22 protein-coding genes and 1 other RNA gene are annotated in these 24,786 nt (G+C 62.8%); 10 read left to right on the forward strand and 13 right to left on the reverse strand.

Annotated features, from left to right (window positions below):
• On the forward strand, positions 1 to 699 hold the full coding sequence (locus ASD07_RS16530) for a TIGR00266 family protein (RefSeq protein ID WP_055932602.1): 699 nt from the start codon (positions 1 to 3) through the stop codon (positions 697 to 699).
• A 207-nt stretch (positions 700 to 906) separates the two neighbouring features.
• Positions 907 to 1,893: a hypothetical protein gene (locus tag ASD07_RS16535; protein WP_156398039.1), complete on the forward strand. Its 987-nt coding sequence runs from the start codon at positions 907 to 909 to the stop codon at positions 1,891 to 1,893.
• Between the two features lie 4 nt (positions 1,894 to 1,897).
• Here the strand turns inward: ASD07_RS16535 and ASD07_RS16540 are convergent, their stop codons facing one another.
• The 4 genes from ASD07_RS16540 to ASD07_RS16555 are packed head-to-tail and all read right to left on the reverse strand — an operon-like array spanning position 1,898 to position 6,355.
• On the reverse strand, positions 1,898 to 4,228 hold the full coding sequence (locus ASD07_RS16540; RefSeq protein WP_055932608.1) for a CPBP family intramembrane glutamic endopeptidase: 2,331 nt from the start codon (positions 4,226 to 4,228) through the stop codon (positions 1,898 to 1,900).
• Positions 4,225 to 4,959: an ABC transporter ATP-binding protein gene (locus tag ASD07_RS16545; RefSeq protein ID WP_055932611.1), complete on the reverse strand. Its 735-nt coding sequence runs from the start codon at positions 4,957 to 4,959 to the stop codon at positions 4,225 to 4,227. Before ASD07_RS16545 ends, ASD07_RS16540 begins: the two co-directional genes overlap by 4 nt.
• Positions 4,956 to 5,627 carry a signal peptidase I gene (gene lepB / locus ASD07_RS16550; protein ID WP_055933509.1) on the reverse strand — a complete coding sequence of 224 codons (672 nt, stop codon included), beginning with the start codon at positions 5,625 to 5,627 and terminating at the stop codon, positions 4,956 to 4,958. The genes ASD07_RS16545 and lepB overlap by 4 nt, the downstream gene beginning before the upstream one ends.
• Before the next feature lie 50 nt (positions 5,628 to 5,677).
• On the reverse strand, positions 5,678 to 6,355 hold the full coding sequence (locus ASD07_RS16555; protein ID WP_055932614.1) for a helix-turn-helix transcriptional regulator: 678 nt from the start codon (positions 6,353 to 6,355) through the stop codon (positions 5,678 to 5,680).
• A gap of 76 nt (positions 6,356 to 6,431) precedes the next feature.
• On the opposite strand from ASD07_RS16555, the gene ASD07_RS16560 reads away from it, so the two are divergent.
• Positions 6,432 to 7,412, forward strand: a complete 981-nt coding sequence (locus ASD07_RS16560) for a cytochrome P450 (RefSeq protein ID WP_055932617.1) — start codon at positions 6,432 to 6,434, stop codon at positions 7,410 to 7,412.
• Positions 7,409 to 7,753, forward strand: coding sequence for an antibiotic biosynthesis monooxygenase (locus ASD07_RS16565; protein WP_055932620.1), 345 nt, complete (start codon positions 7,409 to 7,411; stop codon positions 7,751 to 7,753). The genes ASD07_RS16560 and ASD07_RS16565 overlap by 4 nt, the downstream gene beginning before the upstream one ends.
• Here the strand turns inward: ASD07_RS16565 and ggt are convergent, their stop codons facing one another.
• The 8 genes from ggt to ASD07_RS16605 form a co-directional block, all read right to left on the reverse strand.
• Complete coding sequence (ggt, locus tag ASD07_RS16570) at positions 7,754 to 9,520, reverse strand: gamma-glutamyltransferase (protein WP_055932623.1); 1,767 nt, start codon at positions 9,518 to 9,520, stop codon at positions 7,754 to 7,756.
• A gap of 6 nt (positions 9,521 to 9,526) precedes the next feature.
• Positions 9,527 to 9,973, reverse strand: coding sequence for a hypothetical protein (locus ASD07_RS16575; protein ID WP_082507384.1), 447 nt, complete (start codon positions 9,971 to 9,973; stop codon positions 9,527 to 9,529).
• A gap of 147 nt (positions 9,974 to 10,120) precedes the next feature.
• Positions 10,121 to 10,741: a PEP-CTERM sorting domain-containing protein gene (locus tag ASD07_RS31435; RefSeq protein ID WP_055932627.1), complete on the reverse strand. Its 621-nt coding sequence runs from the start codon at positions 10,739 to 10,741 to the stop codon at positions 10,121 to 10,123.
• Positions 10,742 to 10,938: 197 nt separating this feature from the next.
• Positions 10,939 to 11,829, reverse strand: a complete 891-nt coding sequence (gene rpoH / locus ASD07_RS16585) for an RNA polymerase sigma factor RpoH (RefSeq protein WP_055932629.1) — start codon at positions 11,827 to 11,829, stop codon at positions 10,939 to 10,941.
• 327 nt (positions 11,830 to 12,156) lie between these two features.
• Positions 12,157 to 13,071 (reverse strand): permease-like cell division protein FtsX, encoded by a 915-nt coding sequence (gene ftsX / locus ASD07_RS16590; RefSeq protein ID WP_055932632.1) that lies wholly within the window; start codon positions 13,069 to 13,071, stop codon positions 12,157 to 12,159.
• On the reverse strand, positions 13,068 to 13,727 hold the full coding sequence (locus ASD07_RS16595; RefSeq protein ID WP_055932635.1) for a cell division ATP-binding protein FtsE: 660 nt from the start codon (positions 13,725 to 13,727) through the stop codon (positions 13,068 to 13,070). The genes ftsX and ASD07_RS16595 overlap by 4 nt, the downstream gene beginning before the upstream one ends.
• 9 nt (positions 13,728 to 13,736) lie before the next feature.
• Positions 13,737 to 14,789 carry a signal recognition particle-docking protein FtsY gene (gene ftsY, locus ASD07_RS16600; RefSeq protein ID WP_055932639.1) on the reverse strand — a complete coding sequence of 351 codons (1,053 nt, stop codon included), beginning with the start codon at positions 14,787 to 14,789 and terminating at the stop codon, positions 13,737 to 13,739.
• 50 nt (positions 14,790 to 14,839) lie between these two features.
• Positions 14,840 to 15,790: a MerR family transcriptional regulator gene (locus ASD07_RS16605; protein ID WP_055932642.1), complete on the reverse strand. Its 951-nt coding sequence runs from the start codon at positions 15,788 to 15,790 to the stop codon at positions 14,840 to 14,842.
• Positions 15,791 to 16,147: 357 nt separating this feature from the next.
• On the opposite strand from ASD07_RS16605, the gene ASD07_RS16610 reads away from it, so the two are divergent.
• Positions 16,148 to 17,224: a porin gene (locus ASD07_RS16610; protein WP_055932645.1), complete on the forward strand. Its 1,077-nt coding sequence runs from the start codon at positions 16,148 to 16,150 to the stop codon at positions 17,222 to 17,224.
• Between the two features lie 62 nt (positions 17,225 to 17,286).
• The gene (locus tag ASD07_RS16615; RefSeq protein WP_055932647.1) at positions 17,287 to 17,754 is read left to right on the forward strand and encodes a hypothetical protein; all 468 of its coding nucleotides are present in this window, start codon (positions 17,287 to 17,289) and stop codon (positions 17,752 to 17,754) included.
• An 85-nt stretch (positions 17,755 to 17,839) separates the two neighbouring features.
• Here the strand turns inward: ASD07_RS16615 and ASD07_RS16620 are convergent, their stop codons facing one another.
• On the reverse strand, positions 17,840 to 19,537 hold the full coding sequence (locus ASD07_RS16620; RefSeq protein ID WP_055932650.1) for a thiamine pyrophosphate-binding protein: 1,698 nt from the start codon (positions 19,535 to 19,537) through the stop codon (positions 17,840 to 17,842).
• A 320-nt stretch (positions 19,538 to 19,857) separates the two neighbouring features.
• On the opposite strand from ASD07_RS16620, the gene rnpB reads away from it, so the two are divergent.
• The 4 genes from rnpB to ASD07_RS16635 all read left to right on the forward strand — a co-directional run bounded on the left by rnpB (position 19,858) and on the right by ASD07_RS16635 (position 24,776).
• Positions 19,858 to 20,189, forward strand: an RNA gene (gene rnpB, locus ASD07_RS18130) — RNase P RNA component class A.
• A gap of 12 nt (positions 20,190 to 20,201) precedes the next feature.
• The gene (glpK, locus tag ASD07_RS16625) at positions 20,202 to 21,686 is read left to right on the forward strand and encodes a glycerol kinase GlpK (RefSeq protein WP_055932653.1); all 1,485 of its coding nucleotides are present in this window, start codon (positions 20,202 to 20,204) and stop codon (positions 21,684 to 21,686) included.
• Positions 21,683 to 22,456 (forward strand): AraC family transcriptional regulator, encoded by a 774-nt coding sequence (locus tag ASD07_RS16630; protein ID WP_055932656.1) that lies wholly within the window; start codon positions 21,683 to 21,685, stop codon positions 22,454 to 22,456. Before glpK ends, ASD07_RS16630 begins: the two co-directional genes overlap by 4 nt.
• Positions 22,457 to 22,553: 97 nt before the next feature.
• A complete protein-coding gene (locus ASD07_RS16635; RefSeq protein ID WP_055932660.1) occupies positions 22,554 to 24,776 on the forward strand; it encodes a M9 family metallopeptidase in 2,223 nt (740 codons plus the stop codon).
• Positions 24,777 to 24,786 lie beyond the last annotated feature (10 nt).

Consider the following 24,786-nt stretch of genomic DNA (forward strand, 5'->3'; position numbering starts at 1 on the left):
ATGGCGACTTTTAAAGTAACCGGGGATATCGATCCCTTCCTGCAGGTGTCGATGAAGCAGGGCGAGCGCATCTTCTGCGAATCGAATGCGATGGTGATGATGGATTCCACCCTCGAACTGAAAGGCAAGATGCGTGGCGGCCTGGGCGGCGCCCTGATGCGCTCCCTGGCGAACGGCGAGTCCTTCTTCCAGCAGAACATCGAAGCCACTGGCGGCGACGGCAACTGCCTGCTGTCGCCCAACCTGCCGGGTGCGATGCGGGTGCTGGAGGTCGGCGAGCGCCAGTACCTGATCAGCGACGGCGCCTTTGTCGCAGCCAGCAGCGGCATCGACCTGCGGGTGCGTACCCAGAACGTCGGCAATGCGCTGTTTGGCCAGAGCGGCGGCTTCTTCATCACCGAATCGACTGGCGCCGGCCAACTGGTGGTGTCGGGCTTCGGCGCGCTGCATGAAGTCGACGTGGAGCCCGGCAAGGAAGTTGTGATCGACAACGCCCACGTGGTGGCCTGGGACAGCGCCCTGCGTTACGAGATGGCAGTGGCGACCCGCTCCGGCGGCGGCTTGTTGGGCAACCTGGTCAACTCGGTGACCAGCGGCGAAGGCATGGTGCTGCGCTTTTCCGGCCGCGGCAAGGTGCTGATCTGCTCGCGCAACCGTGAAGCTTTTGTGGCCTGGATGATGTCGCACCAGGGCCGCTAATACGATTTACCTCCGTTGACGCCCCCATGGCGTTCTTCTTTGCGGTGGTCCTGGAAACAGGCCACCGTTTTTTTTGCCTGTCATCGCCAATTCATATTTGCTTGCTACGTTGTGCTACGCCACCACCCACACACGGAGATCAATCAGATGCAAAGCGCTACGACATGCAGGATCGCAAAATTCATCTCGGGATGCGCCTTCAGTTTGTTGAGCGCGCAATCGATGGCGGTCACCTACGTCGCCTGGCCGACCAGCACCACCGTGGCCGCGGCCGACCAGGCCAGCACCTTCGGGGAAAACTTGAGCGGTCTTTTCTACCAGCCTGCTGCGGCATCGAATCCAGCCGTATTGTGGGCTGTTCAGAACTCGCCCTCCAAGCTGTACAGCCTCACGTGGAATGGCAGCAACTACGTCAAGAACACAAACAACAGCTGGGCCAGTGGCAAGACCTTGCGTTATCCGAACGGCAGCGGCGCACCGGATGCGGAAGGCGTGACCATGGCTGAACTGAATTCGCCTGCGCTGTATGTAGCCTCGGAGCGTGATGGCAGCGGATCGAGCCGCCTGAGCATCCTGCGCTACGACACCAGTGCCGCCGGCACCACCCTGAAAGCGAGCAACGAGTGGAACCTGACGGCCGACCTGCCCAAGGTCGATTCCAATGCCGGCCTGGAGGCCATTACCTGGGTGCCTGACAGCTACCTGCAGGCGAGCCAGTTCACCGACGAGAACACCCGCCTCCCCTACGATCCTGCGAATTACCCGTCGCACGGCACCGGCTTGTTCTTCGTCGGCCTGGAAGCTAACGGACAAATCTACGCCTATGCGCTGAACCAGTCCGGCTCGAGCTACGTGCGCATTGCTTCGTTCGTGAGCGGCCAGTCGCAGGTCATGGACCTGGCGTTCGATCGGGACAACAACATCCTGTGGGCTGCCTGCGACAACAACTGCAGCGGCAAGACGACCCTCTTGTCCGTCGATACCGCAGTGGGCTCTCCAACCAAGGGCAAGTTCGTTGTACGCAAGGGCTACAATCGGCCAGGCTCGATGTCCAATATGAACAACGAGGGTATTGCGATTGCTCCTGAATCGGAATGCATCAATAAGCTGAAGACGTTCATTTGGGCAGACGATGGGGAAGATAACAACCACGCGCTGCGACGCGGGACGATTTCCTGCGGGCCGCTGTTCTGACGCTTTAAAGCTGTATAGCGAGCATGCCGGCGTTATACAGGGCGTGCGTCAGCATGGGGGCCAGCAGCGACCTGCTGCGTTCCGCTGCAATTGCGGTGCACAGGCCCAGCACGAAGACCGGCGCCATTGCCAGCGGCGGATGGATGACCGCAAACAGCGCGGCGCTGGCGGCCATCGCCTGCCAGGCCGGCAGAGAGCGGCGCAGGCCGCCGAAAACCTGGCCGCGGAAGATGAACTCTTCAAACACCGGCGCCGCCAGCACGGCAAGGGGCGCCAGCCACATCAGGGCGACTGGCGGCGCGGCGCTTGGCACGGCGCCAAAGTGGCGCAGGATGGACAGCCATAGGACGCCGCCTGCCAGCGCAGGCAGCGCCATCAGCAGGCCCCATCCTGTGGCGCTGCGCCAGGCCGTCTTCCACTCCCCCAGCCACAGGCGCGGTACGCCGCTGGTCCCGCTGCGCCAATACAGCAGGCGCGCCAGCGCGTAGACCAGCGCGCCGGAAATGGCGAAGGACAGCGTCGCTGTCGGCAGCGAAGCAGGCTTGCCGGCCAGGTATAGCACGCCGGCCGCCAGCAATTGCAGCAGGAAGAACATGATTGCCGCCATGATGCCGTCCGAGGCGCAAACGCGCGGCGGCGGCGAAGCAGTTGGATCGAGCAGGTATGGAAGTGAGTCGCGTGCGCGCTGCCACAGCGACAGGGCCAGGGCTGCCAGCAGCACGATGGCTGCCAGGCGCACATGCCATGCGCGGGTGTTGAGGGCGTAGGTATAGAGCGACGACAGGATCAGGTAGGCGTAGGCGAAGGTGGGCCGTACGCGGGCATGCATGTCCTGCGCCAGCGGGTCGCTGGCCCATACTCCCAGCGCAACGGCAATCGCCGCGAAAATCGGGATGCCGGCCACCACCAGGACGAGCTGCGAGAGCAGGCGCCCATCGGCCGGCACGCCAAAGCACAGTCCCATCGCGAATACGCCCAGGGGATAGACCAATGCCAGCACCGACCATAGCTGCGCCTTCTCGGCCAGCATGCTGCCGATGCTTTTCGGATAGGTGTAGAGCAGCCACAATGCATGGCCCTCGGTATTGACGGTCTGGAAAGCCGACAGCATCAGCACATAAGCTCCCAGGCCGAAGGCGACGGAAGACAGCAGCGCCGGATCGCTGATGAACTGGCCCATATTCTTCACCTGGCCATTCAGTACCAGCTGGCTGCCGAAGATAATCAAGGGGATCAGCAGGCTTTGCACCAGGAAGTTGCGGTCGCGGCTCAGCAATCGCAGCTCGCGCCGTTGCAGCGCTGAGCCAAATACCCAGCCGGCGAAGGCGGGACGCGCGCCGCCACGGCCTGTTTCGCGCGAACCGGTAGCGACCACGCCATCGGCCAGCAAGGCATTCAGCAGGCGCAAGCCAAGCCACAGCAGGAAGGCGGCTTGCGCCGCCAGCAGGGCGCCGTAGCCAAGGCCATGGAATGTATCGCGCGCGTTCATGGCCTGCAGCGCCAGGCCGGGAGGCGCCCACAAGGTCCACGCCGGGAATTGCGCGGCCCATTCCAGCGTCAGCGTGGCGGTCGGCATGGCGAGCGACATGGCCAGGTACATCAGCGGCATGCTGGCGACGGAAGCGATGGCCTGCAGGTTGCGCAGCTGCGACGGTGCGAGGCGCAGGCGCAGGCCGGTGTCGGCCACCGTGCGCAGCGTGGCGGCGCAGGCCAGCAAAGGAAAAGTGCATGCGGCGGCCAGGAATGGCGTGCTCCAGCGGTAGCCGGAATGCCAGGCGATCGCCATGCACATCGGCCATAGGGCCAGGATGCCGGAGGGATTGGCCAGCGTCCGCTCGGCAATGCGCGCCAGCAGCAAGGTGCGGCGTTCCAGCGGCAGCGTGACCAGCCACTCCAGGTCCCAGTCCGGCTGCGCCAGTTCCTTGCTCCCCAGCGGCAGCAGGAAGGCGATGCCGAACAGCAGGGTGGCCTGCATCACGGCCGCCTGCATCAGCACGGGATGGAAGGGCGCTGCCTGCAATTCCCTGCGCGCCTGGCGCATGGCGGCGCGCGGTGCGGCGTCCGATTCGGCGGCGATGCATTCGCTGCCGGTAGGCAGGCGGCACTGCATGTTCAGCAGCGAAGTGCTGGCGGTATTCAGGAAGGCGAACAGCATGAAGGCCGACAGCACGAAGGTCACCAGCCAGCGCGCGTTCTTCTTGCCGCGCGTGGGTGCGCGGCTGGGACCCAGCCAGCCTTTGCGGAAGCGCAGGGCATTGCCGATGTTCAGGAGCCGCAACAGCCGCAGGCGTGCAAGCAGCCAGAATGCACGCGGGGCGCTGGGCAGGTCCATCATGCGGCCAGGCTGTCTTCGTCGGTGAATTTGAGGAAAAGCTCTTCCAGCGTGCTGTTGTCACTGCTGGCGCCGCGCAGTTCTTCCAGCGAGCCGGTGGCGACCAGGGCGCCGCGGTTGATGATGCCGACGCGGTTGCACATGCGCTGCGCCATGTCGAGCAGGTGGGTGGAAACGAAGATGGTCTTGCCGGCGGCGGCGCTGGCGACCAGGCGGTCCTGCACTTCGCGTGCGGCGCGCGGATCGAGGCCGTTGATCGGCTCGTCCAGGATCAGCACGGCGGGATCGTGCACCAGGGCGCAGGCCAGGCCCAGCTTCTTCTTCATGCCCATCGAATAGTTGACGGCGAATTCTTCGCTCACGTCCTGCAGGCCGAATTCCTGCAGCATTTGCGCCGCGCGTTCGATGGCGGCCTTGCGCGGCATGCCGTGCATCTCGGCCACGAACTGCAGGATTTCGCGCCCGCGCAGGAAGTCGTAGAAGATGGGGTTATCCGGCAGGTAGCCGACGTGGCGCTTTACTTTGGCGGCATCGGCCTGGCAATCAAGGCCGTCGACCAGCACGCGGCCTGCGCTGGGCACCAGGATGCCCATCATCATGCGGATGGTAGTGGTCTTGCCCGCGCCATTTGGTCCAAGGAAGCCGAACACTTCGCCGCGCTGCACCGCCAATGACAGCGGCTGCACGGCGGGAAAGTCGCCGTAGTGTTTGGCCAGTCCCTGGAATTCGATCATGGCCGCAAGCTCATGCCGATGCGTTCCGTGCGCGGCGCCCAGTTGCCCAGGATGTCGGCGGACACCAGCACGCGCTCGGCGCGGCCGATCAGCAGCTTGCGCGGCACGAAGCCGATGAAGCGTGAATCGCGGCTGTTGTTGCGGTTGTCGCCCAGCATCAGGTAGCTGTCGGCCGGCACGGTGACGGGGCCGAAATCGCGTTTGGCATCGACTTGCGGCAGCACCTGGATGCTGTAGCTGGCGCTGGCATTGTGCTCCTTCAGTTGCAGCGCTTCCAGGTCGCCCACCTTGTCGATATGTTCGGTGGCGTTGCCCAGCACTGCATATTCGGAAGTCTTGCCGTTGATGATCAGGTGCTCGCCGCGGATTTCAACGCGGTCGCCGGGCAGGGCGGCGATGCGTTTGATCAGGCGGGTGCGGTCTTCCGGGGAGAAGAAGGTGACCACGTCGCCGCGCTGCGGTTCGCCAAGGTGGCTGACGGAGATATCGGTCAGCGGCACTTTCAGGTCGTAGGCGATGCGGTTGACGAAGACCACGTCGCCTTCCAGCAGGTTGGGGTGCATGGAGGCGGACGGAATCGGGTTCCAGTCGGCGATGGCGGTGCGGAACACGCCCAGCGTCAGCAGGAAGACGATGAAGCCCTTGTTTTCACGTATGAGTTTTTTCACGACCGGTGTCTCCATCTTGGTTCAGGAAACTGCATCATCTTATCAAAACCTTAAGCGCTGCTTAGACCGAAGGCGGCCAGCATCTGGCGCTGCCCTTTGGGCGGTACTTGCAGCGCGCGGCTGTCGAGGTCCTGCTCGACCCAGCCGCGATTCAGGGCCAGTTGCAGCAGGGCCGCACCGAGCGCCCCGCCGAGGTGGGGCTTGCGTTCGCTCCAGTCCAGGCAAGGGCAGGCGAAACGGCGCCGCAGCTTGCGCAGGGCGGGCAGGTCCAGCCCAAGCTGCGCGAATTGCTGCTCGCCCGCGGCGCTCAACTCGTATCCATCGCTGGCTTCCGCCAGCCAGCCCTGTGCCGCGAAATGATCGTGCAGGCTGACTGCGACCGTGCCGGCCATGTGGTCGTAGCAGGTGCGCGCGTTGCGCAGGCGGTCCGGCGTGTTGGGCTTGAACTCACTGCGAGGCAGGCCGGCGACCACCAGCAAGGCTTCCAGCGCGCTGGCTACTTCCTGGCTGGCGAGCTGGTAGTAGCGGTGCTTGCCTTGCGCGAGTTGCACCAGCAATTGCTCATCCTTCAGGCGTGCAAGGTGGGCGCTGGCGGTGGAGGGGCTTACTTCGGCTACAACGGACAGCTCCGTGGCGGTGCGGGCATGTCCGTCCAGCAGGGAGCACAGCATGCGGGCGCGGGCGGGTTCGGCGATGGCGCCGGCAATGTTGGCAAGCTTGGAATCCATATTTCGATGCAGGGCGAATTGTCGTTGTGCTTTTTTCAGCATACTGCAATTTCTTGAACGTTGCCGGAGAAACGGAATGCAGAATCTGGAATGGGATGCAGGGCGGGGATTGTGGATCGCAGCCGGCGCCGCGCTGGTGGAAGAAGTGCTCAGCCATCCTGCCTTGCGCGTGCGGCCGCAGGCAGAAGCTGTGCCCGCTGCGATTGCGGGCGGCAGCGCCGGCGAGGTGTTCGGCGCGCTGGTGCGCATGAACGATGGCGAACGCCATGCCGCGCCCAAGCTGGTTTTACAGCGTGCACTGGCTTGCGCCGCCGGCGGCGAGGCCGCGCAGCAGCGCGCACGGGAGGTTGCAGCACGCCTGCTGGCGGAAGGGCGCTCGATCGGCGCCTGGGCTTTTGAAGCGCCTGTCAGTACGGTTGCCAGCCTGCTCGGTTTCACCGACCAACAGTTGCCTGCGGTGGCGCGCTGGATGGGCGAGTTCGTGGCCTGCCTGTCGCCATTGAGCAGCGCCGGGCAAATTGAACAGGCACACGCAGCGAGCCTGCGCCTGCTGGCCGCCATGCGCGAACTGTTGCAAGCGGCGCCGCAGGCTTCGCTGGCCGCGAATGTCGCGCAGGAAGCTGCCGCAGCCGGCTGGCAGAACGACCACGCCATCCTTGCCAACTTGGTCGGGCTGATGTCGCAAACCTACGAAGCCACTGCCGGCCTGCTTGGCAACAGCCTGGTCGCCATGCAGCAGGGTGCGCCGGGCAGCGACGCCAATGCGCTGGTGGCGCAGGTGATGGAAACCGATCCGCCCATTATCAACACCCGCCGTTTCGCCGCCGAGCGCTGCATTGTCGGCGGCGCGACAGTCGCAGCGGGGCAGGCGATACTGGTCATGCTTGGCGAAGCGAAACGCGGCTTTGGCCATGGCCGCCATGCCTGCCCTGGGCAACAGCTGGCGCGGCAAATCGCTGCCGGCTGCATCGAAGCGCTGCGCAGCAAACCGCTGCCGCAGCTAAGCTGGACTTACCGCGCATCGGTCAACGCGCGCATACCGGAGTTTCATCAATGATTGCAGTGATTTTTGAAGTGACGCCCGCCGCAGGGCGCAAGGATGCCTACCTGGATATCGCGGCCAGGCTGAAGCCAACGCTGGAGCAGATCGATGGTTTTATCAGCGTCGAACGCTTCCAGAGCCTGGCCAACCCGGAAAAGATGCTGTCGCTGTCGTTCTTCCGCGACGAGGCCGCGGTGCTGGAATGGCGCCGCGTGGAAGCGCACCGCGCCGCCCAGCAAGCCGGGCGCGAAAAGCTGTTTGCGGACTACCGCCTGCGCATCGCCAGCGTGGTGCGCGACTATGGCCTGAACGAGCGCGCGGAGGCGCCGGCCGATAGCCGCGAACGGCACGGGTGATCAGTGCCCGCGCTTTTGCACCAGCGCGCTGCCGGTGCCATGGCGCCTGCCTTCGCTGACCGCGGTCACGCTGCCATCGGGATGGAAGACGATGGCATTGGCGGCGCCGATTTCCTCGGCCGCTGCGTCCCAGCGTTGGCCGAAACGCTCCAGCGCTTGGGCTTGCGCGCTGCCGGCAAATCCCGGCTCGATGGAGGTGGCCCGGCCATTGCGCTCCGAGATGCGCGGTGCATCCAGCGCTGCCGGCATGTCCATGCCCAGGTCGATATGGTTGAAGATGGTCTGCAGCACCGTGGTGACGATGGTGGAGCCGCCCGGGCTGCCGATGGTGAAGGCCGGCTTGCCGTTGCGGAAAGCGATAGTCGGCGACATGCTGCTGCGCGGCCGTTTGCCCGCTTCCGGCACGTTCGGATGGGGTCCGGTGAAATCGAAGTCCGTCATCTCGTTGTTCAGGATGAAGCCGTAGCCCGGCACCGTGATGCCGCTGCCGCCCCATGACTCGATGGTGAAGGTGTAGGCAACGATATTGCCGTCCTTGTCCGATACGGCCAGGTGGGTGGTGTGCGCGCTTTCCGACAGCAGCCTGGCCTTGGCGGCGCCGGCGGGGCGCAGTGGCACGCTGGGGTCTTGCTGGAACAGGTAAGGATCGCCGGGCTGCGCGTGATAGTGCGCCTGGGTAGGATCGATCAGTTCGCGGCGGCGCGCTGCGTAGTCCTTGCTGAGCAGTCCCTCCACCGGCGCGTCGACGTATTCCGGATCCGCCAGGTAGGCATTGCGGTCGGCGAAGGCCAGCCGCGCCGCTTCCAGGTACAGGTGCTCGGCCTTCTCGCGCGGCATGGATTTCAGGTCGAAGCCTTCCAGGATATTGAGCGCTTCGGCAATCGTCACGCCGCCGCTGCTTGGCAACGGCATGCCGACCAGTTCATAGCCGCGGTAAGTGCTGCGCACCGGCTGCCGCCAGCGCGCTTCGTAATTGGCCAGGTCGGCCAGCGACATCTGGCCCGCGCGGACTGAAACGCCCGCAGCGACAGGCGGGCGGTTGACCGAGTCGACAATCGCCTGCGCCAGCTTGCCCGAATAGAAGGCTTTCACGCCGCCGGTGGAGAGCAGGCGGTAAGTCTTCGCCAGGTCGGGATTGCGCAGCAAGGTGCCGGCAGGCAGCGCCTTGCCGTCCCGCATGTAGCGCCCCGCGGTCTCCGGGAACAGCGCGAACTTTTGCTCATTCTCTTTGACCAGCGCGACGAAGTTGTCGTTCACCTTGAAGCCATCCTGCGCCGCCTTGATGGCCGGCGCCAGCACCTGCCTGAACGACATGGTGCCATAGCGGTCCAGGGCATCATGCCAGCCGCGCACGGTGCCCGGCACGCCAACCGCCATGCCGCTGGCGACTGCGGTCTCGAAATCCATCGCCTTGCCGTCCGGCGCGAATGCGCTGGAGCGGAAGGAAGCCGGCGCCACCTCGCGATGATCGAGTGTGATGACGCGGTTTTCCTTGGCCAGGTAGATCACCATGAAACCGCCGCCGCCGATGCCGCAGCTGAACGGATCGGTCACGCCCAGCGCGGCGGCTGCCGCCACCGCCGCATCGACCGCATTGCCGCCTTTGTTCAGGATCGCCAGCGCGGCCTGCGAGGCCGGTTCGCTGATGGTCGCCACGGCGCCGCCGGTGCCGCTGGCAACCGGGGTCTTGGCCCAGGCCGGGACGCCGAATGCCAGCGCAATGATGATGGTGGAAGTCAGTCGTCGGGGCAGGGCGTTTGGCGTCATGGGCAGCTATGTTGGCTGGGAAATAGTTACCCGCAAGCTTACCCGATAATCCGGCGCTGGTGCCTTCAGTGAAGGCGCTTCGGCCGGCTCCATCCCCAGCAGCGTAAAGGTCAGCCCATTGCGCGTCACCGTTTTGCCGGCGCCTGGCATGTCCTCGGCCAGCACGAAGCTGGTGCTGCCCTGTTGATCAGCCAGCACGAAGCTGTAACTGATATAGCCAGCCCAGACGCAGACTGCCCCCTTTTTACAACGGCTGTCATTGACGCGCTCGAGTTTGAGCGTCACGGATGGGGCCAGCGTGACGATTTCCCCTTGTGCCAGGACGTAGCTGGCGCTGGTGCGTGGTGCGGGACGGCTGGCTACGTCCTCAGCAGTACTGCGGGTTGAGCCGCAGGCGGTGGCAATGGCAAGGACCAGGCCCGCCATGCCCAGACAGATCAGTCTAGCTTGCATGATGTTCTCCTCTGGCCTGGGAACAGCTTAGCAAATCGCAAACGATCGCGTTGCACTGTTGAGTCCACTCAACAATAAGGGTGTAAATATTCCCGACAAAAAAAGCGCCCCGAGGGGGCGCTAGTTTTTATAGTTGGTTTTCACAACTTATTCTGTGCGGCGACGGCGGGCTACCCCCAAGCCCATCAGCCCGACGCCTAGCAGTGCCAGGGAAACTGGTTCAGGAATGACGCTGATTGTAGGGACCGTGTCGTCGCCAGGGTCAGCAGGTGGATCGTCTGGCAGCGGATCGGTTGGATTGGTTGGCGCATTGAAATTGCCGGCCAAGACCAGGAAGTCGACATTGGTGGTGTTATCGTGGATGTTCAGCGAATCCAGGCGGAAGCGATATACCTGGCCGGCAAGCAAGGTCACGTCATCGAAGTAGGCTGCGTAACCGCTTGGCTTGGTCTTCGCTTGCGAGACATCGTTGAGCAGGAAATCGAAGTCGAAAGACTGCACCGAGCCGCCATTGGGCGGGGCGATGCTGAAGTCGAACGTAGTGTCGGCCGTTACTTTGACGTAGAGCGTGGTCTGGTCCTTGACGTGGATCCAGTCGGCAAAAGTCCAGACTGAATCGCCGTCGGGATTCCACCCCGCGGCGATCGAGCTGCCAACTGTCAGAGTCAACGCGTTACCGCTGGTTTGCCCTAGTTTATTGGTAGGGCCTGCGGCGGCGGAGCCAACAGCCAGGGCGCAGATTGCAGCCAGTGCCAGTTTCGTGAACATGGTGACTCCTCGATTTGTGTGCTCAGGGGTTACTAAGCAATCGTTATGCCACAAACTGAAAGTCAGTCATTTCAAGGACTTACCGGGTGTTGCATGAGGGAATGTAAAAATTCCCGACATTAAGAGGCTTACTCCGCAGTTAATAAAAAAGCACCGAACCTTGCGGTATCGGTGCTTTTGGCGAGGACAGCCCTGGCTTACATATAGGCGGCCAGCGAGCCTTTCATTTTTTTCAGGGCAGCCGCTTCGATCTGGCGGATGCGTTCGGCCGACACGCCGAATTCTTCAGCCAGCGTGTGCAGCGTGGCGCCCGAGCCATCGTCGTTGGCCAGCCAGCGTGCTTCCACGATACGGCGCGAACGTGCATCGAGCTTGGACAGGGCAGTTTCCAGGCCCTCGGACTGCAGGCGCACCACCTGTTCCGCTTCCAGCACCTTGGTCGGCTCCATATTGTCGGAGGACAGGTAGGCGATCGGCGAAAACTTGTCGTCTTCGTCGTCGGAAGGGGCTTCCAGGGCGATGTCGCGGCCGCTCAGGCGCGTTTCCATCTCGATCACTTCTTCGCGCTTCACGTCCAGCGCCTTGGCCAGTTCGTCGATCTGCTTCGGCGACATGGCATCCAGGCCCTGCTTGTGGCTGCGCAGGTTGAAGAACAGCTTGCGCTGGGCCTTGGTGGTGGCCACTTTGACCAGGCGCCAGTTCTTCAGGATGTATTCGTGGATTTCAGCCTTGATCCAGTGCATGGCGTAAGACACCAGGCGCACGCCCTGGTCCGGGTCGAAGCGCTTGACCGCCTTCATCAGGCCGATATTGCCTTCCTGGATCAGGTCGCCGTGTGGCAGGCCATAGCCCAGGTAGCCGCGCGCGATCGACACCACCAGGCGCAGGTGGGAGGTGACCAGCGTTTCCGCCGCCTTGATATCGTTCTTTTCCTTCAGGCTCTTGCCGAGCGCCACTTCTTCCTCGTGGGTCAGCATAGGCAGGCGATTGACAGCCGAGATGTAAGCGTCCAAGTTGCCCAGGCTCCCGCTGAAGCCAAGGGTCAGCGCGTTGCTGCCGGCAGGTACCAGTGCGTTTGTTGCGGTCATCTTATCTATCCTCGCTTGAAGGGAATGCTTTTCAGAGTTACCAGCATGCACGACAGAACTTAAATGATTCTTAACCTCTATCATGCCGTTCTGAACATATATTAGCACTCTCCCCTGGTGAGTGCCAATCGCAGGGATTTTATGGCTCTGATAGCAAAAACACTATCGCCAGAGCGCGATTCCTTGCGCTGGATCAAAGTCAGGATAAGGCGGGGAACGGAGCGGCTCGGTGCGGATACGCACGAAGAATTTGAAAGTCGGGGTCAGCTCCGGCAATCGGACATTTTGCGTAGCAAAATGTCCGATTGCCGGAGCTGACCCCGACTTTCAATTTAAACGCGACAGGTGACGCTGGACGCAGAGCAGGGCGCCGACCAGGCCGAGCCCGGCGGACAGGGCGAGCAGGCCGGCAGTGCCCATCGGGTCCAGCGGAACCAGCTGGAATTCCGAGGCGTACAGTCTTGCGAAATCTGCAATGGCGCGGTTGAGTGGCTGCAGGGCCAGTGCCACGCCGCCCAGGGCTACGCCGCCGGCGCACAGGCCGAGCAGGGCGCCGGTGTAATAGAAGGGGCGGTGGATGAAGCTGTCGCTGGCCCCGATCAGTTTGGAGACCAGGATTTCCTCACGCTGGGTCATCACCTGCAGGCGGATGGTGTTGAACACCACTGCCACCACTACCGTGGCCAGGGTGGCGGCCAGCAGCAGCAGGGCCAGGCGCAGGATGCCCAGCAGGGCGGCCAGCCGCTTTACCCAGGCCGAATCCACCTGCACCGATTCCACGCCCGGCAGGGCGCGCATCTGGTCGGCGATGCTGTCGATCTGGCTGCCTTCCGCGGCGTTCTGGAAGGCATTCAGTTTGACTACATAGCTGTCCGGCAGGGGATTCTCGCCCAGCGTGGCAACCACGTCGGACAGGCCGCTCTTGGCATTCAGCTGCTCCAGCGCTTTTTCGCGCGAAGTGAAAATGATCTTGGCCGAAGGTGCGATGCTGCGCAGCGAGGAAGCCAGCCCGGTGGCCTGCTCGCGCGGGGTTTCGGCCTTGATGAAGACGCTGAGCTCAGGCTCGACCGCCATCTGCTCCGACAGCGGCCGCACATTGTCGAGCAAGGTCACGCCCATGAAGGGCAGGGCCAGCGCAATGGCGACCACCAGGATATTGAACAGGAAAGAGCCCGGCGCCCGGCGCACATGCACCAGGGCGGAGCCGAGGGCGAACAGGTGGTGGCGCAGCCAGGTGCTCATGCTGCTTCCTTCATCAGTTCGCCGCGTTCGAGATGGATCACACGCGCCGCGGCGTCCAGAATCTGTTCATCGTGCGAGGAAATCAGGCAAGTCACGCCCACCGAGTGGAAGGCGTGCAGCGCATCGATCACCCGGTTGGCGCTGGCGCGGTCCAGGTTGGCGGTCGGTTCGTCGGCCAGGATGATTTGCGGCCGGTTGACGATGGCACGGGCGATCGAGACGCGCTGCTGTTCGCCGCCGGACAGGGCCAGCGGCTGCCCGTCGGCACGGTCCAGCAGGCCCACCTTGTCGAGGGCGGCGCGGGCGCGCTGCTCGGCGACAGCACGCGGCGAACCGGTCACCAGCAGCGGCATCATCACATTGGCCAGCACCGTGCGGTCGTTCAGCAGGCGCTGTTCCTGGAAGATCAGGCCCAGGTTGCGGCGCAGGAAGGGAATGCCGGCGCGTTTCAGGGCGCCGATGTCCTGGCCGTTCACCAGCACTTTGCCCGACGTCGGCCGCTCCATGGCGGCGATCATCTTCAGCAGGGTCGACTTGCCGGCGCCGGAAGGGCCGGCAAGGTAGACCAGCTCGCCTTTGGCAATGGTGAAGGAAATGTCGCGCAGGGCGACACCGTCGGGGGAGTATTGCTTGCTGACGTGCTGGAATTCGATCATGTAGGCCGGTTACGCGAGCAGTGCTTCAACAAATTCAGCCGCATTGAACGGCTGCAGGTCTTCAATCTTTTCGCCGATACCGATGAAGTACACCGGAACCGGGCGTACGCGGGCGATGGCGGCCAGGATGCCGCCTTTCGCAGTGCCGTCGAGCTTGGTGATGATCAGGCCGGTCAGTTGCAAGGCATCGTCGAAAGCCTTCACCTGGGCCAGGGCATTCTGGCCGGTATTGCCGTCGATCACCAGCAGGGTTTCGTGCGGCGCGCCTTCCATGCCCTTGCCGATCACGCGCTTGACCTTTTTCAGCTCTTCCATCAGGTGCAGCTGGGTCGGCAGGCGGCCGGCGGTATCGATCATCACCACATTGGTGCCGCGCGCCTTGCCGGACTGCACCGCGTCGAAAGACACGGCAGCCGGGTCGCCCGACTCCTGGGAAATCACGGTGACGTTGTTGCGCTGGCCCCACACCATCAACTGTTCGCGGGCGGCGGCGCGGAAAGTGTCGCCGGCAGCCAGCAGTACCGACTGGCCGTGGGCCTGCATATGCTTGGCCAGCTTGCCGATGGTGGTGGTTTTGCCGGCGCCGTTGACCCCGGAAATCATCATGACCAGCGGCTGGTGGCGGCCCAGTTCGAACGGCCTTTGCAGCGGCTGCAGCAGGTCGACCATCAGCTGCTTGAGCGCTTCCTTGACCTGGGCGGCATCCAGCAGCTTGTCTTCCTTGACCTTGCGCTTCAGCGCATCGAGCAGGTATTCGGTGGCGTCGACGCCGGCATCGGACATCAGCAGCGCCGCTTCCAGCTCATCGTACAGATCGTCGTCGATCTTGGCGCCGACGAACAGGATGGACAGGTTGGCGGAAGTCTTCGACAAGCCGGCCTTCAGGCGGCTCATCCAGCTTTGTTTGGGTTCCGGCCTGGCGGCGGTTTCGACTTCAAACGCCAGCGGCGCGGCAGTCTCGGTGCCGGCAGGCACGGAAGGAGCAGGGGCCGCAGGTGTTGCGGCTGGCACTGCGGGCGCGGCTTCCGGCGCGACCGGTTTCTTCTTGAAAAAACTGAACATGGACAAGTTGGCAGAGGGTCCTTCAATCGAACCGCGTATTCTACCAGAGGCTAGGTGAGGGCCAGTCGCTGGCGCTGGCGCCATTCAGTTACCGCGCCGCCGATATCGTCCAGCTCGCACACATTCACCGTGCTTGGCGGGCGTTTGCGCAGGGCCGAGTTGTTGCCGCCGGCCCAGATTTCAGCCTGGTCCGGCAGGCGCACCCGCAATTCGCGCAGGCTATCAGCAACGTGGCGCGGATTCATGGTGGCGGAAAAAGACAGCGCAACGATGTCCGCCTGCATGGCGCGCGCGCCCTCGACGATGTCCGGCAGCGGCGTCTGGACGCCTAGCGGAATGCAATGCGCTCCCTCGGCGGCAAACATGGCTTCGGCCATCAGCAGGCCCAGGCCGTGGCGTTCCTGCGGCAGGGTGGTCAGCAGCACACGCGGGCGCGGCGCCCCGCTGCTGTGGTTCACCTGCGGCACCGAGAATACGGCGCTGCGCAGTACGATCTGCACCGATTCGGCAAATAAATGCTCTTCAAACACAGCGAACTGCCCGCAAGCCCACGCTTCGCCCACCAGGGTGGTAAGCGGGGCGACCAGGTTGATCACGAAATTCTTTAAGCCCATCACCAGCATCGCCTGCGTCAGTTTGCGGCGGAAAGCTTCCATTTGATGGGCTTTACAGAGTTCCAGGAAGGCGTGCAGCTCGGGGTGCGGCATGGCAGCTTCCATCCGCTGGCTGGAAGCGCTTTTCTGCGCCAAGGCCTGCAGTTCGTCCGCGGAATAGCCGATAACCTTGCCCGGACGGTAGCCCAGATCAATCAATCTCTTGATCAATCTCAATTTAATTACTTGTTCGCTTGGATAGACTCGCTCTCCGAACGTGTCGCGTTCAGGACGGGGAAAATCGTAACGGCGCTCCCAAACGCGCAAAGTTTCCTTTGCCAGGCCGGTGTCCCGTTCCACATCGCTGATGGTGGATGGAATTGTTACAGAAACCGCACTCGTTTTCATTCGCCGACAGCGCCCCCAGATTGATCCGCGACCTGCATTCTAACGCTGAAGTCTGACACAAAGTTGCATGCAGCACAGTTCCGTTCCACTGGGAAACTGCGCTTCAAAGCCCTTGTCCATGACACAATCCCGGCGCCCCAGGTTTCACGGCCAAAAGAAACGAAAGTGTGAAATATGTCCTGAACAAAAAAGTTGAAAGTTGTAAAAATTTTATTCGGCTTACTCCAGCAAAAGGCGTCCCCTTGCAATACGTATTACTACGTGAATAGCAGGAAATATTGAGATCATATAAAATAACGGGCGATCAGCGCCGAAGAGCCCTGGTGATCGATAACAAAGAAAAGGAAGAAGCACATCATGAAGAAGACCCTGATTTCCCTCGCAGTACTGGCAGCAGCATCCGGCAGCGCCTACGCCCAATCCAATGTAACCGTTTTCGGTATCATGGATGCCGGCATCGTGTCCGAACACGGTGGCAAGAACGGTAACGTGACCAAAGTGTCCTCCGGCGTCGCCAATGCATCGCGCATCGGCTTCAAAGGCACCGAAGACCTGGGTGGCGGCCTGTCCGCAGTGTTCATGCTGGAAGGCGGCATCAAAGGCGACACCGGCGAGTCCGACGTGTCCGGTTCGATCTTCCAGCGTCAGGCATACGTAGGCCTGGTGTCGAAATCGGCTGGTACCCTGACCCTGGGCCGCCAGTACACCCCTTGGTACAACGCATTCGTGCAAGTTGGCGATCCGTTCCAGGCTGGCCTGTCCGGTTCGGCTAAGAACATCTTCCCGGCAAACGGCATCAACGTACGCAACAGCAACTCCGTGTACTACAAGTCGCCAGACATGATGGGTATCACTGCTGAAGTGTTCTACGCTGCCGGCGAGCAGAAAGAATCCTCGACCGGCCGTCAACTGGGCGCGGCGATCGGCTACAAGAACGGCGACTTCGAAGGCCGCCTGGCTTACAACAACCGTAACAACGACACCGTTGCCAACAACATCGTTACCGGTCGTGACATCGGCCACAACACCCTGCTGGCTGTGAACTACGACTTCAAGGTTGTTAAGGCCTTCGCCATGTTCAACGCCAACAAAGGCCTGAACAGCGTTGCATACCCTAACGGTACCGCTTACACCGCTGCTGCAGTAGCCGCTTCGACCGACAGCCGCAACTACCTGGTAGGCGCGACCGTTCCTGTGTCGGCTGCTGGCTCCCTGGTGGCTTCCGTAGCCCGCGCGGATGACCGTGACGTTGCCAACCGCGATGCTAACCAGTACGCAATCGGCTACCTGCACAAACTGTCGCCACGTACCACCACCTACATGTCGTACGGCAAGATCAAGAACAAGAACGGCGCTTCCTTCACCGTTGGTAACAACGCTGAATCCGGCTCCGGTGACTCCGCTTACAACGTAGGCATCCGTCACACCTTCTAATACCTGTCAGTTCCAGGTCAAAACGGCTGCCTCGCGCAGCCGTTTTTTTTTACAATGCTGATATGAAAACTTCACATCGCATCGGCAGCGCGCTGCTGCTCGCTTCAGTCACGGTATTGCCTGCCGCATTGGCGGCCAACAAAGCCGGAGGCCTGCCGCGCCACGGCATGGTGGTTTACTCTGACCTGTGCGTGCACGAAGGCAGCGGCGAATATGGCGGCCAGCGCATTACGCTGCAGCGGTTTGCCGAAGTCGATACGGTAATTTACGAATACACGGCTGGCGGCCTGAGCTGGCCGCTGGTGGCGAACGACGTGCATGTCGACCCGCGCGGCAAGATGATGTACTTCACCGTGCAGGAAGGGGAGGAAGAGCGCACCATCAGCGGCAAGTTCTCTCCCGGCGGCGAAACGCTGACGCTGGATGGCGGCTATTGCGATGACCAGTCGCAGCCAATGGTACTGGCCAAAGTGCGCGACTTCAGCCGCACTGCCAAAGCCTGCAAGTCCTGTCCGGCGCCGAAGCGGTAATCAGGTCTCCGCATGGTGGTAACCGAAATATAAAAGGGCTGGCCGCGCGATTGCGGGCCAGCCCTTTGACTGTGGGTCGGTGGGATTATTTGCCGGCGGCGATCGCCTGCTTGCGCAGGGTGTCGAGGGTGGCGCCAGGGGTGATCAGGTTGCCGTCGTAGCGCAGCTCGATGATGGCCGGCAGGTTCTGCTCGCGGGTGAAGGCGAGGGCACGCTGCAGGGCAGGCGCGAATTCCTCGGTGGCCGCGACGGTTTCGCCATGTCCGCCGAAGGCGCGGGCCACTGCAGCGAAGTCCGGGTTGTGCAGCGTGGTACCGGAAACGCGGCCAGGGTATTCGCGCTCCTGGTGCATGCGGATGGTGCCGAACATCTGGTTATTGAATACGATGATGAGCACGCCAGCTTTGTACTGCACGGCGGTCGCCAGTTCCTGGCCGTTCATCAGGTATTCGCCGTCGCCGGCAAAAGTGACCACGGTGCGTGCCGGGTCGATGATTTTGGCGGCTACGCCGGATGGTACCGAGTAACCCATGGCGCCGCTGGTCGGCGCGAGTTGGGTGCGCATGCCGCCGTACGGCCAGTAGCGATGCGCCCAGGTGGCGTAGTTGCCGGCGCCGTTGGTGATGATGGTGTCCGCCGGGCACTGTGCCTTCAGTTCCTGCACCACTTGCCACAGGTTCAGCGGGGCGTTGTTATCCTTGAAGATCGACGGCTGCTGCTGCCAGGCGCTGTACTCGGCGCGCGCCTGTTCGACGCTGTCGCGCCAGGCGCTCGCATCCACCGGCTCCATTGCCGCCAGCATCGCTGCGGCCTGCGGCATGCCGGAGGCGATCATCATTTCGCCCTGGTAGACGCTGCCCAGTTCCTCCGGGCTGGCGTGGATATGCACCAGGCGCTGTTGCGGCACCGGCGAGGCGATGATCGAGTAGCCGCTGGTGGTCATTTCTCCGAGGCGCGGGCCGATGGCGATCAGCACGTCGGCGTCTTTCACGCGCGCGGCCAGCTTCGGATTGATGCCGATACCGACGTCGCCGATGTAATTCGGGTGCGCGTTGTCCAGCAGGTCCTGGAAACGGAAGGCACAGCCGACCGGCAGCTTGTTCGCTTCGGCGAATTTGCGGATATCGGCAGTAGCTTGCTCGTTCCAGCCGCCGCCGCCCAGCAGCAGCATCGGGCGCTTGGCTTCGGACAGCATCTGGCGCAGTTGCGCGATCTGCGGGGCGGAAGGGGCGCCCTGGGTCGGCACATAGGCACGGGTGTCGGCGACACTTGCCTTGGCGGTCAGCATATCTTCCGGCAGGGCCAGCACCACCGGGCCTGGACGGCCGCTGGTGGCGACCTGGAAAGCGCGGGCAATGTATTCGGGAATGCGGTCGGCGCGGTCGATCTGGGCGACCCATTTCGCCATCTGGCCGAACATGCGGCGGTAGTCGACTTCCTGGAAGGCTTCGCGGTCCATGAAATCGCTGCCGACCTGGCCGATGAACAGGATCATCGGGGTCGAATCCTGGAAGGCGGTGTGCACGCCGATCGAGGCATTGGTGGCGCCCGGCCCGCGGGTCACGAAGCAGATGCCTGGCTTGCCGGTCATCTTGCCGTATGCGTCGGCCATGAAGGCAGCGCCGCCCTCCTGGCGGTTGATGATGAAGCGGATGCCGGATTCGTGCAGGGCGTCCAGCACGTCCAGGTAGCTTTCGCCAGGCACGCCGAAGGCGGTATCGGTGCCGTGGACTTTCAGCGCATCGACCAGGATCTGGCCGCCGGAACGAGGAGTTTGCGTCATGGTACTTGCCTTCTTATACATGGATTTGGCATTCTATGCCTGCCCTAGGGAAATAGCTTTCCGATTTGCGACACCAAATTATATGGACGGAGTCAGGGCCCAACACCCAACACGGCTGCGCCGTGTCAGGTATCGGGACCTGACCCCGGATAAGTAATGTTGGAGTCAGGGCCCAACACCCAACACGGCTGCGCCGTGTCAGGTATCGGGACCTGACCCCGGATAAATAACGTTGGAGTCAGGGCCCAAGACCCAGCACGGCTGCGCCGTGCCGGGAATCGGGACCTGACCCCGGGGTTAAAGCTGGTAAAATACCGCCCGAAGCAAGCCAGACAGCCGCTGGCTCATGTCGCAAGACATGGGCGGGAGGAAGGTCCGGACTCCACAGAGCGGGGTGACGGTTAACGGCCGTCCGCTGAAAGCCAGCAATGGTATAAGGCGAGGAATAGGGCCACAGAGACGAGCGTATTAAGTTACGGTGAAACGCGGTAACCTCCACCTGGTGCAATTTCAAATAGGCACGCGATGATGTTGCTCGCGGAGCGTGCGGGTAGAAAGCTTGAGCGGCGGAGCAATCCGTCGCCTAGAGGAATGGCTGTCATAGCACCTTCGGGTGCCGTAACAAAATCCGGCCTATCGGCTTGCTTCAACTAATTCTTGAGAGATGACTCAATACATCCTCGCCCTGGACCAGGGCACAACCAGCTCGCGCGCCATCCTGTTCGATCACGAAGGGAAAATCGCAGGATGCGCGGCACAGGAATTTCCCCAGCACTTCCCCCAGCCAGGCTGGGTTGAACACGATCCCAACGAAATCTGGAACAGCCAGATCTCCGTGGCACGCAAAGTCCTGCAGGATTTCGATGTAAAGAAGGTGCGCGCCATCGGCATCACCAACCAGCGTGAAACCACCGTGGTGTGGGACCGCAAGACCGGCGAACCGATCGCGCCGGCCATCGTGTGGCAGGACCGCCGCACCGCCGATTATTGCGAAGAGCTGCGCGCCGCCGGCAAGGCGAAAATGATCTGCGATGCCACCGGCCTTGAGCTGGACGCCTACTTCTCCGCCACCAAGGTCAAATGGATCCTGGACCACGTGCCGGGCGCGCGCGAACGTGCACGCAAGGGTGCGCTGTGCTTCGGCACCATCGATTCCTGGCTGGCCTGGAAACTGTGCGGCGTGCACGTCACCGACGTCTCGAACGCCTCGCGCACCATGCTGTTCAACATCCACCTGATGCGCTGGGACTCGGACCTGCTGCACCTGTTCGACATCCCCGAAGAAATGCTGCCGCAGGTGGTATCCTCCAGCGAGGAAGTCGGCACCACGCGCGAAGCCCTGTTCGGCCATGCGATCCCGGTCGCGGGTATCGCCGGCGACCAGCAGGCGGCCACCTTCGGCCAGGCTTGCCACAAGCCGGGCATGGTGAAGAACACCTACGGCACCGGATGCTTCATGCTGATGCACGCCGGCCGCCACCCGCGCACCTCGCACAACCGCCTGTTGTCCACCGTCGGCTGGCGCGTCGACGGCGTTACCGATTACATGCTGGAAGGCTCCGTCTTCATGGGCGGCGCCACCGTGCAATGGCTGCGCGACGGGCTGGGCATCATCCAGCAATCGAGCGATGTGGAGGCGCTGGCGAACAGCGTGCCTGACAGCGGCGGCGTGTTCCTGGTGCCAGCCTTCGTCGGCCTTGGCGCACCGCATTGGGACCCGTATGCACGCGGCACCATCGTCGGCCTGACGCGCGGCAGCAGCAAGGCGCACATCGCGCGCGCCGCCGTGGAATCGATCGCCTACCAGAGCGCCGAACTGCTGGCGGCAATGCAGAAAGATGCAGCTATGCCGGTAACGGAGATGCGCGCCGACGGCGGCGCGGCCCGCAACGACATGCTGATGCAGTTCCAATCCGACCTTCTTGGCGTTCCCGTGCTGCGCCCGAAGGTCACCGAAACCACGGCACTGGGCGCGGCCTACCTGGCAGGCCTGGCCGTCGGCTTTTGGGAATCGCAGGAAGAAATCGCCACGCAATGGGCGTGCGAGCGCCGCTTCACTCCAGCGATGGGGGGTGACCAGCGGGCCGAGTTGCTGGCAAAATGGAATCGCGCCACAGAGCGCGCCAAAGCATGGGAGACACCTTTATGACGGACCGTCCTTGGAACGTGGAGCTGGACGCGATCGAAAAACTGTTCGACGCGATGACCGAAGTAGCCTTCTTCGTGAAGGATCGCGATGGCCGCTATGTGGCCGTCAATAATACGCTGGCCCGCCGCTGCGGCCTGCGCAGCAAGTCCGACATCCTCGGCAAGACCGTGATGGACGTGCATCCGCGCCCCCTCGCTGCCGCTTATGAGGCGCAGGACCGGCAGGTGATCGACATGGGCGCCACCATCGAGAAGCACCTCGAACTGCACCTGTACCCGAACCGCCGCCGCGGCTGGTGCCTGACCCACAAGGCCCCGCTGCGCAACGAGCAAGGCGATATCGTCGGCCTGGTAGGCACCTCGCACGACCTCGGCCTGGTCGACGAACAGCACCCGGTTTACCGCCAGGTGGCGCGCATTGCGCAGCGCATCCGCGACAACTTCCATATGCAGCTGAACCTGGCCGACCTGGCGCGCGAAGAAGGCCTGTCGCTGGCGCGAGTAGAGCGCCTGTTCCAGAAAGTCTTCCACTACAGCCCGCGCCAGCTGCTGCTGCAATCGCGGCTGGAAGGTGCGCTGGCGCTGATTGAAGCCCACCCTGGCCGCAGCATCGCCGACATCGCCCGCGAATGCGGCTACACCGACCACAGTGCCTTCAGCCGCCAGTTCAAAGCGATGACAGGCTATACGCCAAGCCAGTTCCGAACCGGTTCCGGCGCGCGTCCACCTGTGGCTTTTTCGTCCATCGCCTGTGCAGTTCACGTTAGCTGAAGCAGCGAAATCACCATAACGGCGCACACGATTGAAGCCGCGCCACCTCTCCTCGTTAGCATGGGCGCTCCCATTACATAACAGAAGAGGTGGAGACATGATGTTGAAAGCAATCGGCGCAGCAGCTTTGCTGCTCGCCGCGCAAGCCCACGCGGATAGCGGTAACAAGCTGCACCAGCCGCCCGCGCCGCACCAGCGGCAAACCCTGCCGCCATCGGTGGAGCAGAGCAAGTACGACCTGGCGCCAACGCGCAAGCCGCGCAATGACCTGATGCCGCGCAGCCTGAAAACCAGCATGGCGCCGATGGCAGCAACGCCGCAGTGCAAGGACATGAACGTCCTGGCCAGCTACAGCGGCGCTGCACTGGCCGAATACCTGGCCACGCTGCCTGACTACGAGTGCACTTATCCGCTGTTCTCGGCGGCGCCGGCACTCGCTACCAGTATCTATTCCAGCGCCAACGTGAGCGCCGTCGCCAGCCGCCTGGCCAGCGAGGCATCCAGCTACAACGGCAGCAACATGAAGCTGGTGAACCTGGTGCTCTACCTGCGCGCCGGCTACTACCAGGCCAGCGGCGGCACCATTCCTGCGCTGAGCGAATCGGTACGCGCACCGATTCGCACTGCACTGCATGGCCTGGCCCAGGGCAGCAGCCTGTATGCCAACAACACCGCGGCGCCGTCCACCGCGATCGAAGCATGGAAGCTTGTCACCAATATGAACGACGAGGTGCAATTCCTGCCGGATGCGAAGGCCACTGTGGCGCGCTTCACCAATACTTCGGCCAAGCCGACGGCTGCCGAAGCGCTGAAGCAGGATAGCGCCAGCGGCGGCATGACCGGTGCGCTGACTGTGCTGTTCCGCGCCCACACGTCCCCTAACGCAGGTACGGCGCTGTCGGGCGACATCTCCTACGCCAACACCCTGTACTCGTTCATCACCAACAACAAGGCGGCCCTGCTGAACACCAACGCCGGCGCCCACCTGACCGATGCATCGAACGAGGCCTTCCGCTTCATGCAGTACGCCGGACTGAAGGCGCAGGTCAAGCCGATGGTGCAGAACACCCTGAATACCAGCACCATGCTGGGCGCCGACAGCGGCATGTGGCTGGCGGCAGCGGCGGCTGTGAAGTACTACGACAGCGGCAATTGCGCGCAGTACGGCGTGTGCAATTACGAGGACCAGTTGGCAAATGCGGTGCTGAAGACGAGCTACAGCTGCAGCCCGTCGCTGCGCCTGCGTGCCCAGGACGTGACCCAGGCCCAGGTGCAGGAAATCTGCTCCGCCCTGGCGACTGAAGAGGGCTACGCCCACACCATGCTGCAGACCAACCGCACCCCGGTTGCGCATGACAACAACACCGCGCTGGAACTGGTGGTGTTCGACGACTACAGCAACTACAGCAAGTACGCCAGCGTGATCTACGGCATCGACACCAATAACGGCGGCATGTACCTGGAGGGCGATCCGTCCGTGGCCGGCAACCAGGCGCGCTTCATCGCCCACGAGGCGTCGTGGCTGCGTCCGACCTTCAAGGTGTGGAACCTGGAGCATGAGTATGTGCACTACCTGGATGGCCGCTATGACATGTACGGCGATTTCGGCCAGGGCACTTCCGTGCCGACGGTGTGGTGGATCGAGGGTGTCGCGGAATATCTCTCGCTGAAAAATAACAACCAGCCGGCAATCGACATGGCGCGCAGCCGCAAATACCGCCTCAGCGACATCTTCGGCAATACGTACTCGATGTCGGATTACCAGGACCGTGCCTACCGCTGGGGCTACATGGCGACCCGCTTCATGATGGAGCGCCATCGCTCCGACGTAGACCAGGTGCTGTCCAAGTTCAGGGTCGGCGACTATGCGCGCTACAACGACTTCATGCGCGACATTGGTGCCCGCTACGACAGCGAGTTCGCTGCCTGGGCCGATGCGGCCACCACGGCCGGCGAACCACCGCTGCCTGACAGCGTGTCCAACCTGCCAGCCTGCAGCGGCCAGTCCTCGCCAAGCTACCTTGGCAAGAACTGCGCAATCCGCAACCTGTCTTCCGGCAGCCGCACCTACCTGCACCTGATCGTGCCGGCCGGTGCCAAGAACGTGAAGATCATGAGCGCGGGCGGCAGCGGCAATATGGACATGTACGTGGCCCTGAACCGCTATCCGAGCACCACCTCCTACGACTATGCCTCCACCAACTCGGGCAATGCCGAAAATGTCAGCATCCCGAGCCCGGTGGCGAACCAGTGGTATTACATCACGCTGGAAGCGAAGCAGCCGTTCAGCGGCGTCACGGTAGGCGTCACTTACGAGTGACAAGTCTCTC

The sequence above is a fragment of the Duganella sp. Root336D2 genome, from assembly GCF_001425005.1.
Classification (GTDB): Bacteria; Pseudomonadota; Gammaproteobacteria; order Burkholderiales; family Burkholderiaceae_D; genus Rugamonas.